A 17952-nucleotide genomic window follows, 5' to 3' on the forward strand; every position below is an offset into this window, starting at 1 on the left:
GGTAAACTTAGCGTTTATCGACCGGTGTAAAGTCACGCTGTGTGTGACCCGTATAAAGTTGGCGAGGGCGGCCAATTTTATACGGCGCACTGTGCATTTCCAGCCAATGTGAAATCCAGCCGACGGTACGCGCTAGGGCGAAGATCACTGTGAACATTGAGGTAGGAATGCCAATGGCTTTCAAGATGATGCCCGAGTAGAAGTCAACGTTCGGGTACAGCTTGCGCTCAATAAAGTATGGATCGCTTAAGGCAATGCGCTCAAGCTCCATGGCCAATGCCAGTTGCGGGTCATCGATATTAAGAGCGGCTAGCACTTCGTCACAGGTCTGCTTCATGACTTTGGCGCGTGGGTCAAAGTTTTTGTAGACGCGGTGACCAAAGCCCATCAGTTTCACTTCTTTGGTTTTCACTTTTTCCATGAAGTCAGCGACGTTTTCAACGCTGCCAATTTCATCGAGCATTTTCAGTACGGCTTCGTTGGCGCCGCCGTGTGCTGGGCCCCAAAGTGCGGCGATGCCAGCAGCGATACAGGCGTAAGGATTGGCGCCTGTGGAGCCAGCCATACGCACTGTTGATGTCGACGCGTTTTGTTCATGGTCAGCATGCAAAGTAAAGATACGATCCATGGCTTTCGCCAACACTGGATTGACCTTATAGCCTTCATCAGCTGGTACGGCGAACATCATATGCAGGAAGTTTTCGGCATAGTTCAGGTCGTTGCGCGGGTACATGAACGGCTGACCAGACGAATACTTGTAGCTCATCGCAGCGATTGTTGGGATTTTCGCGATTAATCGAATAGCCGTGATTTCGCGATGTTTTGGATCATTAACGTCCAAGCCATCGTGGTAGAAGGCTGATAACGCACCCACCACGCCACACATTATTGCCATCGGATGTGCATCTCGACGGAAACCTTCAAAAAATTTGCGCAGTTGCTCGTTCACCATGGTGTGATTAGTGACAAGTTGCGTGAATTCTGCTTTTTGCTCGGCATTAGGCAGTTCGCCATTGAGCAGCAAATAGCAAACTTCTAGGTATTCAGCTTGCTCAGCGAGTTGATTGATTGGGTAACCGCGATGCAACAAAATACCTTTATCGCCATCAATAAACGTGATCTTTGATTCACAGGCTGAAGTTGCCATGAAGCCTGGATCGTAGGTGAAGTAGCCTTTGGCTAAAATATCTTTAACATCAACAACATCTGGGCCTAATGTGCCTGATGAGATAGGTAGGTTGATGGTGTCATCACCAATGGTTAACGTCGCGGTTTTGGCCGTCATCACGGTCTCCTGAAGAGGGGTTCAGCGCTCAGCGAGGACTGCACCAGCGTCATCAAATTAAACTAACGCTCAGGGCGCAAGCATCAAGAATGGGGACAGCGTGGGAGCAGCTCTTTGCGGGTTGCGCTGTTAGCTTAAATCACGAGACAAAATTGTCAATAAATTAGCCGCTATCTTGTCAACCAATTCGACTGAAGTTGGAGTCAATCGGTGCAAATGCCCGACTTTCGTCTATAAAAATGCGTTTTTACTAGTTTGTATTACGTTCTGTGCGGGATTATACTTTCTCGCCAATCTGCTAAGCGCTCAAAAAATAAGCTAAAAATCTTGTTTTTCAAGTACTTATGCTAGAGGACATTACAAACATCAGCCACGCCCCTTAGGGCCCGACCAACAGGACGCTCTCTGTGAAAAGCAACAGACCGGTCAATCTATCGTTGGCTACTGTCATTGAAGTTAATCTTAAATCGCCAGTGGCAATCGCTTCTATCCTTCATCGCCTGTCAGGCATTTTGCTGTTTTTTGTGGTGCCGGGCTTACTTGCGCTACTGAGTTGCTCGCTGGCCTCGCCAGAAAGCTTTGCCTCGACCAAAGAATTGCTCAGCGGTGTTGCCGCTAAAGCTGTGCTCTTTGTTTCTCTGGCTGGTTTGGTCTATCACTTGCTCGCTGGTATCAAGCATTTGATTATGGACTGGGGTTTTGCTGAGACGCTGGAGGGCGGTCGTGCCTTCGCTACTTCTACATTAGTGGCCTCGGCATTTGCCATCGCCGCCGTCTTTGTATGGGTGATGTTCTAATGAAAAGTGCAACAAGCTTCTCTCGTTCGGGTCTGTCCGATTGGATCGCCCAGCGTGTCAGTGCTGTAATCTTAGCGGTCTACACCATTTGGCTATTTGGTTGGATCATTGCTCACCCAGGCCTTGACTATGAAACCTGGCATAGCTTTATGACCACCACGCCTATGCGTATTTTCACTTTGCTGGCACTACTGTCGTTTGTAGGCCACGCATGGATTGGCATGTGGACAGTCACCACCGATTACCTAACATCGATGCAGATGGGTCCGAAAGCCGATGTACTGCGCTTATTAGTGCAAATGGCCATGGCGATCGCATTGTTTGTGGTCATCGTGTGGGGCATTCAGATCATTTGGGGCAGCTAAGATCATGACAAAGATGCGTACAGTAAATTTTGATGCAGTGATCGTAGGCGGCGGCGGTGCCGGTATGCGTGCGTCACTGCAATTAGCACAATCGGGCTTCAAAACTGCCTTGATTTCGAAAGTATTCCCAACGCGTTCGCACACGGTATCGGCGCAGGGTGGTATCACTTGTGCTATCGCTTCATCCGATCCTAATGACGACTGGCGCTGGCATATGTACGACACCGTTAAAGGTGCCGACTTTATTGGTGACCAAGACTCTATCGAGTACATGTGTTCGGTTGGCCCACAAGCCGTGTTTGAGCTTGAACACATGGGTCTGCCATTTTCGCGTACCGAAGAAGGCCGTATTTATCAGCGCCCATTCGGCGGTCAGTCGAAAAACTTTGGCGAAGGTGGTCAGGCCGCGCGTACTTGCGCCGCTGCCGACCGTACCGGCCATGCGCTGTTGCACACGCTGTATCAGCAAAATTTAAAGCATAAAACCACGTTCTACATTGAATGGTTGGCGCTAGACATCGTGCGTAACCAAGATGGTGCGGTCTGCGGCGTTATCGCCATGGACATCGCCACTGGTGAGACTGTGTTCTTCAAGTCGAAAGCTACCGTGTTCGCTACTGGTGGTGCGGGCCGTATCTACTCATCGACCACTAACGCCCACATCAACACCGGCGACGGCGTTGGCATGGCGGCGCGTGCCGGCATTCCATTGCAAGACATGGAAATGTGGCAGTTCCACCCAACCGGCATCGCTGGCGCCGGTACGCTGGTGACCGAAGGTTGTCGCGGTGAGGGCGGTTACTTGCTCAATAAAGATGGCGAGCGCTTCATGGAGCGTTATGCGCCGAACGCTAAAGACTTGGCCTCGCGCGACGTTGTTGCTCGTTCCATGGCCTTGGAAATTCGTGAAGGTCGCGGTGCTGGCCCAGACGGTGAATATCTCTACCTGAAACTCGATCACTTGGGCAAAGACGTGCTGCATAGCCGTCTACCAGGCATCTGCGAGTTGGCACAAACCTTCGCACACGTCGATCCAGTGAAAGAACCAATCCCTGTGATTCCAACCTGCCATTACATGATGGGCGGTATTCCGACCAATGTGCATGGCCAGGCGTTGAGCACAGATGCTTCCGGCAAAGACTCGATCATTCCCGGCCTCTACGCTGTCGGCGAAATTGCCTGCGTATCGGTACACGGCGCCAACCGTCTCGGCGGCAACTCGCTACTCGATTTGGTGGTGTTTGGTCGCGCTGCTGGCCTGCATATCGAAGATGCATTGCGTCAAGGTATTGATCAGCGTCAGCCTAGCGAGTCCGATATTGAGCGTGCGCAATCTCGTATGGCGCGTTGGGATAGCTCAGTTAGCGGCGAATCAGTGCCTGCATTGCGCAAAGAGCTGCAAAAAACCATGCAATCGGCCTTCGGTATTTTCCGTCGTGGCGATGATATGGATACAGGTGTGGCCGCGGTTGCTGCACTGCGCGAACGTATTGCGAAAGCGCATTTGGGCGATAAGAGCAATGCTTTCAACACTGCCCGTGTTGAAGCGCTGGAACTCGATAACCTGCTAGAAACTGCGCAAGCTACTGCTTTGTCAGCACAAAATCGTACGGAGTCACGCGGTGCTCATAGCCGTGAAGATTACCCAGAGCGTGATGATGAAAACTGGCTAGTGCACTCCTTGTTCAATACCGAAACTAAAACGGTGAGCAAGCGTGCGGTGAACTTCGCGCCGAAGCAGGTGAAAACCTTCCAGCCCAAAGCTCGTACATACTAATTCAGGGGTGCATCATGCTTAAAGTCAGCATCTATCGCTATAACCCGGAAACGGATCGCGAACCATATATGAAGGACTATCAAATCGACACGCAAGGTCGTGATTTGATGGTGTTGGACGTGTTGAACTTGGTTAAAGAGCAAGACGATACCTTGGTGTATCGTCGCTCCTGCCGTGAAGGTGTGTGTGGCTCCGACGGCCTCAGCATGAACGGTAAAAATGGTTTGGCCTGCATCGTGCCAATTTCGCAAGCCACTAAAGGCGGCAATCATCTGATTGTTAAGCCTTTGCCAGGCCTGCCGGTTATTCGTGATTTGGTCGTTGATATGACCATGTTCTATAACCAGTACGACAAAGTGCAGCCATTCATTATTAATGACACGCCAGAGCCGGCGATTGAGCGTCTGCAATCGCCGGAAGATCGTGCCAAGATCGATGGTCTGTACGAATGCATTCTGTGCGCTTGCTGTACAACCAGCTGCCCATCGTTCTGGTGGAATCCTGAGAAGTTCCTCGGTCCATCGGCTTTATTGCAGGCATGGCGCTTCTTGGCCGATAGCCGCGATAACGCAACAGCTGAGCGTTTAGCTAAGCTTGATGACCCGTTCTCCTTATTCCGCTGCCGCGGCATCATGAACTGTGTCAGTGTTTGTCCTAAAGGACTGAACCCTACTAAAGCTATTGGTCATATCCGCAATATGCTGCTAACCGAAGGCTCATAAAGCCAACAGTTGGTGGTTCTAAAAAGGCTCTGTCGATACCCTCGGCAGAGCCTTTTTTTTATTTTAATGAGTCGCGCTCGCATTTAGTCGGAATTAACTGCAATCACACTTTGGTAGTGGTTTATCCTCTCGAGTATTCGCGCTAGACTGCTTCACGCGGTTTATACATAAAAGCGCTTAACATAGCGCTTATGTGTGGGTCGTAGTGCCCTAAAAGGGTGCTACGGGGACAGTCAAAGGAGGGCGGCGGTTATCCATCGTGCCAATCGCCTTGCGCACCTCCGCTTGGGAAAATCATCATGCAAGAAGGCCAGATGCTACGGCAGTTGAACTCCTCTCAACTCTCTGCCGAAAACGCCGCCTATGTTGAAGAGCTGTACGAGCAATACCTTGTAGCCCCCAATGACGTGCCGGAAGACTGGCGCAGTTATTTTGAAAAACTTCCCCGTGTCGACGGCGTAAGCATCGACACCCCGCACAAAGGCGTGCGGGAACAATTTTTACTTCTCGCTAAAAACAGTAGCCGTTCGCGCCCCGCGCCAACAGGCAGCGTGAGCAGTGGTCACGACCGACGTCAAGTGGGTGTGCTGCAGCTTATTGCCGGCTATCGTAACCGTGGTCATCAGCAAGCCAAACTCGACCCTCTCGGTCTCATGCCACGCCCAGCGGTTGCCGACTTAGACATTGCTAGCCATGGCTTATCACTCGCCGATATGGATACCGTGTTTCAGACCGGCAACCTAGCCATCGGTAAGGATGAATGCACGCTGCGTGAAATGGTCGATGCCATGAACGCGATTTATTGCGGCAGCATCGGCATTGAGTACATGCACATTGTTGATACCGTGCAAAAGCGTTGGATTCAGCAGCGCTTAGAAGGCAAGCGTGGCCAGCCCGGCTTTTCGACTGAAATCAAAAAGGATTTGCTTGAGCAAATCACCGCAGCCGAAGGTCTAGAAAAGTACTTGGGCACCAAATTTGCTGGCGCCAAACGCTTCGGCCTAGAAGGTGGCGAATCACTGATTCCCATGATCGATGAGCTGATCCAGCGCGCTGGTAGCTACAACACCAAAGAAGTCGTTATCGGCATGGCACACCGTGGCCGTCTCAACGTTTTGGTGAATATTTTAGGTAAAAAGCCAACTAATCTTTTCGATGAGTTCGCTGGTAAAACTTTTAACCAAAGTGGCTCTGGCGACGTTAAATATCACCAAGGCTACTCATCAAACGTGATGACGCCTGGTGGCGAAATGCATTTGGCATTGGCCTTTAACCCATCGCACTTAGAAATTGTATCGCCAGTGGTTGAGGGCTCGGTGCGCGCGCGTCAAGACCGCCGTGGCGATAGAGTCGGCCGCTCTGTGCTGCCAATTAGCATCCATGGCGATGCCGCGTTTGCTGGTCAAGGCGTGGTGATGGAAACCTTCCAGATGTCGCAAACACGCGGCTATCGCACGGGCGGCACCATCCATGTCGTGATTAATAACCAAGTTGGCTTTACCACCAGTCGTATCGATGATGCGCGCTCGACTGAGTACTGCACGGGCGTGGCAAAGATGGTGCAACCACCTATTTTCCACGTCAACGGCGACGACCCAGAAGCGGTGCTGTTTGTCACGCAAATGGCTTTAGATTTCCGTATGGAGTTCCAGAAAGATGTCGTCATCGACATGTTCTGTTATCGCCGTCGTGGTCATAATGAAGCTGATGAGCCATCTGCAACGCAGCCGAGAATGTATCAAGTCATCAATAGCTTGCCGACTACTCGTGCGATTTATGCTGCGCACTTAGCTGAGCAAGGTGTGGTCAGCATTAGCGAGTCTGATGCTCTATCTGAGCGCTACCGAAAGGCCCTAGAGGCTGGCAAGAGCGTCGTTAAACAGCTGGTCACTGAGCCTAATAAAAGTCTATTCGTGGACTGGACGCCGTACCTAAATCATCCCGTGGTCGATGATTGGAATACCGGTGTGCCGATGCCTAAGCTACTTGAGCTCGGTAAGCGCTTGGGGCAAGTACCCGAGGGCTTCGTGATTCAGCGCCAAGTGCAGAAAGTCGCCGATGATCGCCAGCGTATGTGGGCCGGCAACCTCGATTTAAACTGGGGTGCGGCTGAAGTAATGGCCTATGCCACATTGCTCGACGACGAAACCTTGATTCGCATTACCGGACAGGACGTTGGTCGCGGTACCTTCTCACACCGTCATGCGGTTATATATAACCAAAAGGACAGCGAGCCATTTGTGCCTCTGCAGCAAATTAGCAGCATGCCACGTCGCTTTGAGCTCTATGACTCACTGCTGTCGGAAGAAGCTGTGCTGGCATTTGAGTATGGCTATGCGACCACAACGCCAAGTGCGTTGATCATTTGGGAAGCGCAGTTTGGTGACTTTGCTAACGGTGCGCAGGTCGTGATCGATCAGTTCATCTCTAGCGGTGAAACTAAATGGGAGCGTTTATGTGGCCTAACCATGCTCTTGCCGCACGGCTTTGAAGGTCAGGGTCCTGAGCATTCATCGGCTCGCCTTGAGCGCTTCTTGCAGCTGTGCGCTGAGCACAATATGCAGGTTTGCACGCCCTCGACTCCAGCGCAAATCTTCCACTTATTGCGTCGTCAAGCCGTGCGTCCGCTGCGTAAACCACTGATTATCATGTCGCCGAAAAGCTTGCTGCGTCATAAGCTGGCCACATCGCCATTGGAGTCTTTGGAAAAAGGCCGCTTTGAAACGGTGTTGCCAGAAATCGATGCCATTGATCCTAAGCAGGTCAAGCGTGTGGTGATATGTGGCGGTAAAGTCTATTACGACATACTCGAAAAACGTCGCGAAATGGATCTTAGTGAAGTTGCAGTAGTTCGTGTCGAACAGCTCTATCCATTCCCCGATAAGCGTTTATTGGAAATCCTGGCGCCCTATAGCAATATCGAAGATGTGGTGTGGTGCCAAGAAGAGCCAATGAACCAAGGCGCGTGGTACAACACTCGTCATAACTTAGAACGTGTGGTGCGCCAGTGGCAGCCAGAATTAAGCATTCGTTATGCGGGCCGCCCGCTATCAGCCGCCCCCGCGGTTGGATCGATGTATTTGCATGCGAAAGAACAGGCGGCATTAGTCGCTGATGCCCTGGGCGGTAAAACCGTCTAACTAACCGCCGAGTCATAAGGAAGATAACCATGAGTGTGGAAATTAAAGCCCCGATATTCCCAGAGTCTGTAGCTGATGGCACGGTGGCTACTTGGCATAAAAAGCCCGGCGAAGCGGTGAAGCGCGATGAGCTAATTGTCGATATTGAAACCGACAAAGTAGTACTGGAAGTGCTTGCACCTGCCGATGGCGTTATTAGCAATGTACTCAAGCAAGAAGGCGATACCGTTCTTTCGCAGGAAACCTTAGCAACATTTACTGAGGGCGCTGCCGCTGCCGCTACAGCTTCAGCTCCAGAAGCAAGTGCACCTGCCGCCAGCACAGCCGCGACTTCATCAGCCGCTGCTGGCCCTGCTGCTCGTAAAGCGGCAGCTGAAAGTGGCGTATCGCTCGATAGCATTGAAGGCTCGGGCAAAGGCGGTCGCGTTACTAAGGCCGATGTGCAAGGCGCGAAAGCCGCTCCTGCACCAGCTGCGGCCGCTCCTGCACCAGCTGCAGCTGCTCCTGCCGTATCCTTAGCTGTTGGTGAGCGTGTTGAAAAACGCGTACCAATGACACGTTTGCGCGCCAAAGTGGCCGAGCGCCTGCTCGAAGCTAAGCAATCTACTGCTATGTTGACGACTTTTAACGAAGTCAACATGAAGCCAATCATGGATCTGCGCAAGCAGTACGTGGACAAGTTTGAGAAAGTACACGGCGTGCGCTTAGGCTTTATGTCGTTCTTTGTGAAGGCCGCTGTTGAGGCGCTGAAACGCTTCCCAGCAGTCAACGCCTCCATCGATGGCCATGACATTGTTTATCACGGCTATAACGACATTGGCGTGGCGGTATCATCAGACCGCGGCTTGGTTGTGCCAGTGCTGCGCAATGCCGAATACATGAGCCTGGCGGAAGTGGAAAAAACCGTCATGGGCTTTGGCAAAAAAGCCCGTGATGGCAAGCTTTCCATGGACGACATGATCGGCGGCACCTTCACCATTTCCAATGGCGGTGTCTTCGGTTCATTGCTATCCACCCCCATTTTGAACCCGCCACAAACGGCTATTTTGGGCATGCACAAAATCCAAGATCGCCCGATGGCAGTCAATGGCCAAGTGGTTATTTTGCCGATGATGTATTTGGCCGTGTCTTATGACCATCGCTTGGTTGATGGCAAAGAGGCCGTGAGCTTCTTGGTGGCCATTAAAGAACTGATTGAAGATCCGGCCCGCATGCTGCTGGAAATTTAAGCGACTGTTGCAGCGAGCCGATTCGTCGGCTCAATTATTTAGAGAGAAATTATGAGTCAACGCGCAGATTTGGTCGTCATTGGTGGCGGCCCTGGTGGCTACGAAGCCGCCATTCGTGCCGCCCAACTTGGGTTATCGGTGATTTGTATTGATCGTCGCATTCACAAAGGCAAGCCAGCACTTGGCGGCACGTGTTTGAACGTCGGTTGTATTCCATCGAAGGCTTTGCTGGATAGCTCACACAAATATCATGACCTGAAGGCCGGTTACGAAAATCACGGCATCAGCACTGGTGAAGTGAAAATTGATATTGCCGCCATGTTGGCGCGCAAAGACAAAGTAGTCGACCAGCTCACAGGCGGCATTGCCGGCTTGTTGAAAGGCAATGGCATTACCTGGTTGCAGGGCAGCGGTCAGTTGCTGGCTGGTAAGCGTGTCGAGTTCACGCCACACGAAGGCGAGAAAGAAATCATCGAAGCTAGCCATGTCATTTTGGCCTCAGGCTCTAAGCCGATCGAAATTTCCGCAGCACCATTGGCCGATGGCATTGTGGTCGATTCCACAGGTGCTCTTGAGTTCACTGAAGTGCCTAAGCGCTTAGGTGTTATCGGTGGTGGCGTTATTGGTCTTGAATTAGGTTCGGTATGGTCGCGCTTAGGCGCCGAAGTAGTGGTATTGGAAGCTGTTGATGAGTTCCTCACCATCGCTGATAAAGCCATCTCGAAAGAAGCCAAAAAACTGCTGACTAAGCAAGGTTTGGATATTCGTCTTGGTGCTCGCGTTACCGGTTCAGAAGTTAAAGGCTCACAAGTTAACGTGACTTATACCGATGCCAATGGTGAGCATAGCGAAGTTTTCGACAAGCTGATCGTTGCCGTGGGCCGTCGTCCAGTCACTGGCGGTCTACTCAACGCCGACAGCGGCATTAACTTAGATGAGCGTGGTTTTGTTCATGTCAATGACCAATGCCGCGCTTCTGTGCCAGGCGTTTACGCCATTGGCGACTTAGTTCGTGGCCCGATGCTCGCGCACAAGGCGATGGAAGAGGGTGTGATGGTGGCGGAAATAATCGCTGGCCATCATGCACAAATCAACTATGACCTCATTATTTCAGTCATCTATACACACCCTGAAGTAGCGTGGGTTGGCTTGTCTGAAGAGCGCGCTAAGTCTGAAGGCTATGATGTTAAAGCAGGCCAATTTCCCTTCGCGGTTAATGGTCGCGCGCTAGCTGCCGACGATAGCGATGGCTTTGTGAAATTCGTCGCCTGCGCCAAAACTGACCGCCTACTTGGCATGCACGTCATTGGCCCAGGTGCTGGCGACATGATCCACCAAGGCTTAATCGCCATGGAGTTTGGTTCCAGCGTCGAAGACTTACAGCTGATGTGCTTTGCTCACCCAACCTTATCGGAAGTGGTGCATGAAGCTGCGCTGTCAGTTGATGGTCGCGCTATTCACGCGATCCAACGCAAACGCAAGTAATAGACTTATCGGGGCCGCAAGGCCCCGGTTCATTTCCGCCAGAATGACGCATTCTCGGCGGGCAAAAGCTTAGTAGTAGCCCTGCTAGGTCAAACACAACGAGTGGTGATCTCACGATGAATCTGCACGAGTATCAAGGCAAGCAACTGTTTGCCGACTATGGTCTGCCGGTATCCAAAGGCTTCGCAGCCTCAACACCGGAAGAAGCCCGCGCTGCTGCTGAGCGTATCGGTGGCGATGTTTGGGTGGTTAAAGCCCAAGTTCACGCAGGCGGGCGCGGTAAGGCCGGCGGCGTGAAACTAGTTAAGACGCTGGATGAGGTTGAGGCCTTTGCCCGCGAGCAACTAGGCACGCGTTTAGTGACTTACCAAACAGATGCCAAAGGTCAGCCGGTCTCGAAGATTCTCGTCGAAACATGCACCGACATCGATAAAGAGTTGTACTTAGGTGCAGTGGTCGATCGCGCCACACGCCGCATTGTCTTCATGGCTTCAACAGAAGGCGGTGTGGATATTGAGAAAATTGCTCACGAAACACCTGAGAAAATTCTCACTGCAGCCATTGATCCATTGGTCGGTCCACAAGCCTTCCAAGGCCGTGAGTTGGCTTACAAGCTTGGTCTAGATAGCAATCAAGTGAAGCAGTTCGTGAAGATCTTCATGGGCTTGGGAAAAATGTTCACTGATCTTGATCTGGCGCTGTTGGAAATCAACCCGCTGGTCATCACCAATGAAGGCAACTTGCACTGCTTGGACGCGAAGATCGTTATCGACTCCAACGCGCTTGGCCGTCATCCCAAACTCAAAGCCATGTACGACCCATCGCAAGATGACGAGCGTGAGCGCCGTGCCGCTGAGTGGGAGCTGAACTACGTTGCCCTCGAAGGCAATATCGGCTGCATGGTCAATGGCGCTGGTTTGGCCATGGCAACCATGGATTTGATCAAGCTCAAAGGCGGCCAGCCTGCTAACTTCTTAGATGTTGGCGGCGGTGCGACCAAAGAGCGCGTGACTGAGGCTTTCAAAATCATCTTGTCAGATGATTCAGTGGCGGCAGTTCTGGTCAATATTTTCGGCGGCATCGTTCGTTGCGACATGATTGCTGAAGGCATCATTGGTGCAGTGAAAGAAGTTGGCGTGAAAGTGCCAGTGGTGGTTCGTTTGGAAGGCAACAATGCCGACCTAGGCGCGCAAAAGCTGCGTGAAAGCGGACTCAATATTATTCCGGCCGCCTCGCTCGATGAAGCAGGCGAGCTCGTTGTTAAAGCTGTGGGAGCCTGAGCATGAGTGTTCTGATCAACAAAGATACGAAAGTGATCTGCCAAGGCTTTACTGGCTCGCAAGGCACTTTACACAGCGAGCAGTCGATTGCTTATGGCACGCAAATGGTCGGTGGTGTTACGCCTGGTAAGGGCGGCACAACGCATTTGGGTTTGCCAGTATTTGATACTGTGCGCGAAGCCGTTGAGAAAACCGGTGCTACCGCGACCGTAATTTATGTGCCAGCCGCTTTTGCTAAAGACTCGATTTTAGAAGCTGTCGATGCTGGTATTGAGTTGGTGGTGTGTATCACTGAAGGCGTGCCAACCATCGATATGTTGTTCGTGAAAGAGTACATCGTGCGTAAAGGCGGTGTGCGCTTAATCGGGCCAAACTGCCCCGGCATCATCACGCCAGGCGAATGCAAAATCGGCATCATGCCCGGTCACATTCACTTGCCAGGCAAAGTAGGCATCGTGTCGCGTTCCGGCACATTGACCTATGAAGCCGTGAAGCAGACCACTGACCTAGGCTTTGGCCAGTCAACCTGCATCGGTATTGGTGGTGATCCAATCCCAGGCATGACCTTTATCGATGCTTTGGAGCTATTCCAAAACGACCCGCAAACCGAAGCCATCATCATGGTTGGCGAGATTGGCGGTTCGGCTGAAGAAGAAGCTGCTGAGTTTATCAAAGCGCATGTTACCAAACCTGTCGCATCATACATTGCCGGTGTTACTGCACCTCCAGGCAAGCGCATGGGCCATGCCGGTGCCATCATTTCTGGTGGTAAAGGCACAGCGGATGAGAAGTTTGCTGCGCTAGAAGCTGCTGGTGTAAAAACCGTGTCGAACCCAGCGATGCTGGGTGCGGCCATTGCTGAGTTGACTGGCTGGAAATAAGCTTTAAGTCTGCAAAGTCAAAGCCCGCTTAAGCCTCATGTTTAAGCGGGCTTTTTTGTCCAAGCGGTGTTGACCCCATACCTAAACATTTATTAGATTCCTAGAGGTCACAAGGTCGTGACTTCATGGAAAAAATATAATGCATTTAATTAAAAAAATTGCTGCTGCTGCGGCACTGACGGCTAGCTTGTCGGGTTGTGTAGCAGTTGCTACGCCAACATTGGGCTTGGTATATACCAATGTTCGTGCGCCTATCATGGCCACAGAAAACGAAGCAGCCAATAAGCAGGGCACAAGCTGTGCAACCAGCCTATTGGGTCTGTTTGCTTTCGGCGATGCGTCCATTGAAAAAGCAAAGCGTAGCGCCAACATCACTAAAGTATCGTCTGTGAGCTATGACTCATTTTCGCTCTTAGGTGCTTATGGCCGCTTCTGTACGTTAGTGACTGGCTCCTAAATAATTACGGGGAGCATTTACGAGTGATTGCTTCTGAGTAAGTGCTCCTTTAGGCATGTTTCGAGAGCCCGCTTAAGCCTCATGTTTAAGCGGGCTTTTTCGTTTCTGCGCATTGAATAATCTGCGGCGTGTAATACTCACCGCCATTGCGTGACTAAGCAGTAATGATCGATTGTGTTGAGGGCGTGCATGTCTGTATTTTCTGGATTTTTTACATTATTAGCCGCCATTATTATTGGCTTGATGCTGTGGACGGGTATTGGCCAATGGTGGCTAGAGCGTGAGCATCCGCCGATTGGGCAGTTCATCACGGTAGATGGCATTCGCCTGCACTATGTCATTGCTGGGGAAGGGCCGGGCATTATTCTCGTTCATGGTGCCAGTTCAAATTTGCAGGAGTTCACTAGCAGCATATTGCCGGAGCTGGCTAAAACGCATCGCGTTATCGCCTTTGATCGCCCGGGTTATGGCCACAGCCAAGCGCCAGCGGATGACGCGTGGTTTGATCCAGCCGCTGTAGCAGACCTATTGCTGAAAGCCTCGGCAGAGTTGGGTGTGAAAAAGCCACTGGTCTTAGGTCATTCTTGGGCAGGCTCAGTGGTGATGGCGGCGATGGTGAAATTTCCTGAGCGCATTAGCGGTGGCATCTTGCTCAGCGGTGTGGCAGGGCATTGGGCAGGACCTTTGAATTGGACTTATGAGATCGGCGATAAGCCGCTCATTGGGCCATTGTTTGCTTGGACGCTGGTATATCCAATGGGTTCATTAGTGTTGGCGAATAATGTGCAGGAAGTGTTCACGCCTGACACCATGCCAGAGGGGCATTTAGATCGTGCCGCGGTGGCCTTGGCGTTACGACCAGCGACATTTCAGCGCAATGTGCGCGACATGAACCAACTCAACGAATATATGCAGGTGCTGAGTCCGCTCTATGATCAAGTGAAGCAGCCATTGCTGATCATCCACGGTGAGGATGATATTTTGGTGCCGTACTGGAACCATGGCCGGCGTGTATTGCCAGTGATTAAGCAGGCGAAAGTGGGGTTGCTAGCGCATACAGGCCATGCGCCACATCACACGCAAACGGCGCGGGTGGTGAAGGAGATTAATGACTTTGCCACAGGCTTGAAGTAGCCATCACGTGCAGAAACAAAAACGCCCCGATGATCGGGGCGTTTTGCTTAGGCGCTAAATTCTAGCTAAGACCTAACTCAGTGGTGGTGACCACCAGCGCCATGAACATGGCCGTGCTCTAGCTCTTCAGCCGATGCAGCGCGAACTTCAGTCACGGTGACGTCGAAGTGCAGCGTTTGGCCGGCTAATGGGTGGTTGCCATCGACGGTGACTTCTTCACCATCGACTGCTTTCACAGTGATGACCTGCATGCCTTGCGCAGTTTGCGCTTGGAATTGCATGCCAACTTCGATGTTGTCGACACCTTGGAACAGGTTGCGCGGCACAGTTTCGAGCAACTCTGGGTTCAGTTCGCCGTAGCCTTCAGCTGGTTCAACGCTGACTTTTAAGCTGTCACCAACGACTTTACCAACCAAGGCATTTTCCAAGCCTGGGATGATGTTGCTGTGGCCGTGCAAGTAGGCGAGTGGTTCGCCGCCTTTTGAGCTGTCGATGACATCGCCGGCATCGTTGGTGAGTGTGTAGTCGATGAGCGCGACGCTGTCTTGAGCAATTTGCATAAAAAACCTATGGGGTTATTGGGTGTGGGAGGCCAAATGGCTGGGCGATATGGTATCTGATTTGGCCGCGAATCAAAAATAGCGATGCCATTGCAAGCTAATAGTGCTCAATGCATCGGCGCGCCATTCGCGATTGAGGCTGAATTCAATGGCTTGATTGCGCTCATATGACCATTGCAGGCCGCTGCGCAACTCGTGGTCTACACGCTTGGCTGGATAGGCGTAGAGATTTTTCACATCGACTAGCCAGCGCAGTTCACGGCCTGAGTCGGCAATGACACCGCCGGTGCAGCCAGAGCGTAGGCCGGTGCTTGCTTCCCAGCCATCGCTCAAAGCTGAGCCACCTTGCAGACGACTATGCGATTGGCTATAGCACAGTGCATTGCCAACGCCCCAGCCGATACCGCCACCACCTTCGAATGTTGTCGCAGAGTGGCGTTGGCGATCGGCGCGAGCAATATGCTCATCACTCAAGCGGCGATCAGCACCGAGGCGAACCGACCACGACAGCGGCGAGCTGAGCGCGTTTATTGGTGCTAATGAATCGATGCCAACCACGGTAAATTGCTCGATGTGCAGGCCATCATTATCGGCGCGCAAGCTGCCGCTGAGGAAGTCGATGCGGGCGCCAGCGCGATAGCCAGCCGTGCTGTCTAGCCAATCGTGATAGGCCGGGCGAAACGCTAAAAGTGCGTAGGCTTTGTCGTCATAACCTGCGCCAATACTGACTCGGGCTGTGCCGTGGCCTTGGCTTGGGTCGTGGGCCGGTCTTTGTGCCTCGATGCGTTGATTGGGCACATTCACTGCCGCGCGTTGGGTTAGCAAGCTGCGTAGTTGCAATGGCGCGTCTGCGCTGGCCTTGTGATTAACGTGGCGTGTGTATAAATCGTCGTAGGCAACTTCCAAAGCACGAGCGCGTTGTACCGGTGCTAGCGAGGAAACATCGGCCTTGGCATCTTGGCTTAAGCGCTTTGCGGCAGCGTTAGTGGTTGAGTCATTGCGCGCGAGACTCGCCTGTAACTGAGTGCCACTGGCTGCTCGCCACGTCACACGCTTGAGTAGGTCTTTCTCTTTCAATACCGCGCGCACGGTATCGGTGGGGATGACTGCCACCGGGAACTGCGACTGTAAGTCGAGGCCTGGTCTTGCCATCTCAATGAGACCTAACAGCTCATAGCTGCAGTTGCGGCTGAGAAAGTAATACGGCGAGCTAATGCCGCGCCAATCCCAAAATACCAAAAGCATTTGCCGTACTTCGGTTGGCGTTAATGCTAGTTCGTACTCCCACAAGTCGCGGCTTTCCCAGTCGTTATATTCCTTCACTTTTTCGTAGTAGGGCAGCAATGAGTAAGCGCCAGGATAGCCGCCAGTAAGCCCTTTGATGGCAAATTCGAGGCCGTTATTGGTATTGGTTTGCGCGGAGTAGTTGATGGCGTAAGAGAGTAGGCGGGTGTCGTCACTTTGGCTGGCGGCGTCGATGCGCATCAGCGTGTGGCCAAACATCGACGATGGGTTGTTTAAATAGTCGCTGGCAAATACTAACGTCACTTGGTTGGCATCAAGGCCAGTTAGCCAGGTGTTGAGTTCGGGGCAATCGGCCTTTGGCCATTGTGCGGCGAGATCGGGACGCTGTTGGCTGAGCCAGGCGTGGCGGCCAGGATAGCGACAGGCGGACGCAGTATCGACGGCGCTGCTTGTAGTCACGCTTGGCGTAGTGGCTTTGGCAAATTCATTGGCCGTGGCTTCTAGTTCAGCCAATGCGTTATTGGAGCCATTTGGGCTAAGAAAAAAGCCATCGAAACTGACGGCACTAGAGTAGTTGTCTGAGCGCGGGTTCTCATCGCGCAATAAAGATCGCCAGTAAGGCGATTGCGCCAGCTCAGCTAAGGCCGGGCGCTGTGCGGCTTCAGTTAAAGCGAGTGCTGAGCTCGCAAAGCTAGGCATGGCAATCGAGCAGGCCATCAATGCACTGGCATAGATGCCGACATATTGCCGCCATTCGCGATTCAAAATAAAAGAACCCCGCCGAAGCAGGGTTCCTTGTTTTGCATGACTCTTTACACCGCTTGAGTTCACGCTTTTACGTAGCCTACCAAGGTGCTGTCAGCAGCCATGACATTGTTCAGTGCGTCTAGCACTTGGCCAGCAGTAACATTTTCAGGAGCGAAAATGGTGCCGAAGTTGTCGCGAGCTGCTTGGAAAAATGCAGGCTTGTCGGTTTCTGGCACGCCCATCAGGTCTGCCAGCACGTTTAGGCTTTCACCTTGGCCAACAGACATATCACGCGCTAATTTTTCGATGTTGGAACCGGTGTACATGCTCAAGCGTACGCGTGAGCTAATGACGCCGCTTTGTTGGCAGCCCAAGGTGCCGGTGGAGATACCAAAAGTTTGGTTGCCCAATGTGCCGTTAGTGGTTGCTGCCAACACTTTAGGAACTAAGCCAGATTGACCAGCCCACAAGATTGTACCAATACCGCAACCTACATCTTGATCTGCTGATGCGACGGTGCTCATGCTAGCCAATAAGGCCACTGCGAGTAGTTGCTTTTTCATGAAAAAACCCTCGTTCATTGAGAAGACGCCTGCTAGAGCTGAAGCCCAGCGACGCGTTCGAGTGTACCCCGATTGGCGAAAAACAAAACCTGACGCGTGCCCGTTTTATAGACAAACGGTTGTTTTAAGTGAGCTATCTAGGCTTGTGCTTCAGGCTGTCGATATTTCTACCCTTGAGATTTATCAAAACGACCTCATATACAAACTATTCGCCATGAGCGTGAAAACTTCCTGCACTAAACCTATTTGCAATAAGGAGCTGCTATGACTACCGCCGCCGACCAA

Annotated in this window: 15 protein-coding genes; 11 read left to right on the top strand and 4 right to left on the bottom strand. The window is 52.0% G+C overall.

The window, feature by feature from the left end; all coding sequences use genetic code 11:
• Window positions 1-7 precede the first annotated feature (7 nt).
• The gene (gene gltA, locus AC3DKE_RS06860; RefSeq protein WP_340676469.1) at window positions 8-1285 is read right to left on the bottom strand and encodes a citrate synthase; all 1278 of its coding nucleotides are present in this window, start codon (window positions 1283-1285) and stop codon (window positions 8-10) included.
• A 407-nt stretch (window positions 1286-1692) separates the two neighbouring features.
• On the opposite strand from gltA, the gene sdhC reads away from it, so the two are divergent.
• The 11 genes from sdhC to AC3DKE_RS06915 all read left to right on the top strand — a co-directional run bounded on the left by sdhC (window position 1693) and on the right by AC3DKE_RS06915 (window position 14552).
• Window positions 1693-2082 (top strand): succinate dehydrogenase, cytochrome b556 subunit, encoded by a 390-nt coding sequence (gene sdhC, locus AC3DKE_RS06865; protein WP_340676470.1) that lies wholly within the window; start codon window positions 1693-1695, stop codon window positions 2080-2082.
• Window positions 2082-2447, top strand: coding sequence for a succinate dehydrogenase, hydrophobic membrane anchor protein (gene sdhD, locus AC3DKE_RS06870; protein ID WP_340676471.1), 366 nt, complete (start codon window positions 2082-2084; stop codon window positions 2445-2447). Before sdhC ends, sdhD begins: the two co-directional genes overlap by 1 nt.
• A gap of 4 nt (window positions 2448-2451) precedes the next feature.
• Window positions 2452-4224, top strand: a complete 1773-nt coding sequence (gene sdhA / locus AC3DKE_RS06875; RefSeq protein WP_379069758.1) for a succinate dehydrogenase flavoprotein subunit — start codon at window positions 2452-2454, stop codon at window positions 4222-4224.
• 14 nt (window positions 4225-4238) lie between these two features.
• Window positions 4239-4946, top strand: a complete 708-nt coding sequence (locus AC3DKE_RS06880; RefSeq protein WP_340676473.1) for a succinate dehydrogenase iron-sulfur subunit — start codon at window positions 4239-4241, stop codon at window positions 4944-4946.
• A 314-nt stretch (window positions 4947-5260) separates the two neighbouring features.
• Window positions 5261-8086, top strand: a complete 2826-nt coding sequence (locus AC3DKE_RS06885) for a 2-oxoglutarate dehydrogenase E1 component (RefSeq protein ID WP_487990282.1) — start codon at window positions 5261-5263, stop codon at window positions 8084-8086.
• A 29-nt stretch (window positions 8087-8115) separates the two neighbouring features.
• Window positions 8116-9315 (top strand): 2-oxoglutarate dehydrogenase complex dihydrolipoyllysine-residue succinyltransferase, encoded by a 1200-nt coding sequence (gene odhB, locus AC3DKE_RS06890; RefSeq protein WP_487990266.1) that lies wholly within the window; start codon window positions 8116-8118, stop codon window positions 9313-9315.
• Window positions 9316-9366: 51 nt separating this feature from the next.
• On the top strand, window positions 9367-10800 hold the full coding sequence (lpdA, locus tag AC3DKE_RS06895; protein ID WP_340676476.1) for a dihydrolipoyl dehydrogenase: 1434 nt from the start codon (window positions 9367-9369) through the stop codon (window positions 10798-10800).
• Between the two features lie 116 nt (window positions 10801-10916).
• Window positions 10917-12080 (top strand): ADP-forming succinate--CoA ligase subunit beta, encoded by a 1164-nt coding sequence (gene sucC, locus AC3DKE_RS06900; protein ID WP_340676477.1) that lies wholly within the window; start codon window positions 10917-10919, stop codon window positions 12078-12080.
• Between the two features lie 2 nt (window positions 12081-12082).
• The gene (sucD, locus tag AC3DKE_RS06905; protein ID WP_340676478.1) at window positions 12083-12961 is read left to right on the top strand and encodes a succinate--CoA ligase subunit alpha; all 879 of its coding nucleotides are present in this window, start codon (window positions 12083-12085) and stop codon (window positions 12959-12961) included.
• Between the two features lie 139 nt (window positions 12962-13100).
• Window positions 13101-13418, top strand: coding sequence for a TRL-like family protein (locus tag AC3DKE_RS06910; protein ID WP_340676479.1), 318 nt, complete (start codon window positions 13101-13103; stop codon window positions 13416-13418).
• 189 nt (window positions 13419-13607) lie between these two features.
• Complete coding sequence (locus AC3DKE_RS06915) at window positions 13608-14552, top strand: alpha/beta fold hydrolase (RefSeq protein WP_411730071.1); 945 nt, start codon at window positions 13608-13610, stop codon at window positions 14550-14552.
• A gap of 77 nt (window positions 14553-14629) precedes the next feature.
• On the opposite strand, the gene AC3DKE_RS06920 is transcribed toward AC3DKE_RS06915, so the two are convergent.
• The 3 genes from AC3DKE_RS06920 to AC3DKE_RS06930 form a co-directional block, all read right to left on the bottom strand.
• Window positions 14630-15112 (bottom strand): FKBP-type peptidyl-prolyl cis-trans isomerase, encoded by a 483-nt coding sequence (locus AC3DKE_RS06920; protein ID WP_340676481.1) that lies wholly within the window; start codon window positions 15110-15112, stop codon window positions 14630-14632.
• 72 nt (window positions 15113-15184) lie between these two features.
• The gene (locus tag AC3DKE_RS06925) at window positions 15185-17122 is read right to left on the bottom strand and encodes an Lnb N-terminal periplasmic domain-containing protein (RefSeq protein ID WP_487990268.1); all 1938 of its coding nucleotides are present in this window, start codon (window positions 17120-17122) and stop codon (window positions 15185-15187) included.
• 62 nt (window positions 17123-17184) lie between these two features.
• Window positions 17185-17667 (bottom strand): DUF3015 family protein, encoded by a 483-nt coding sequence (locus AC3DKE_RS06930; protein WP_340676483.1) that lies wholly within the window; start codon window positions 17665-17667, stop codon window positions 17185-17187.
• Window positions 17668-17952: the final 285 nt, after the last annotated feature.

It is taken from the genome of Paraperlucidibaca sp. (genome assembly GCF_982810325.1).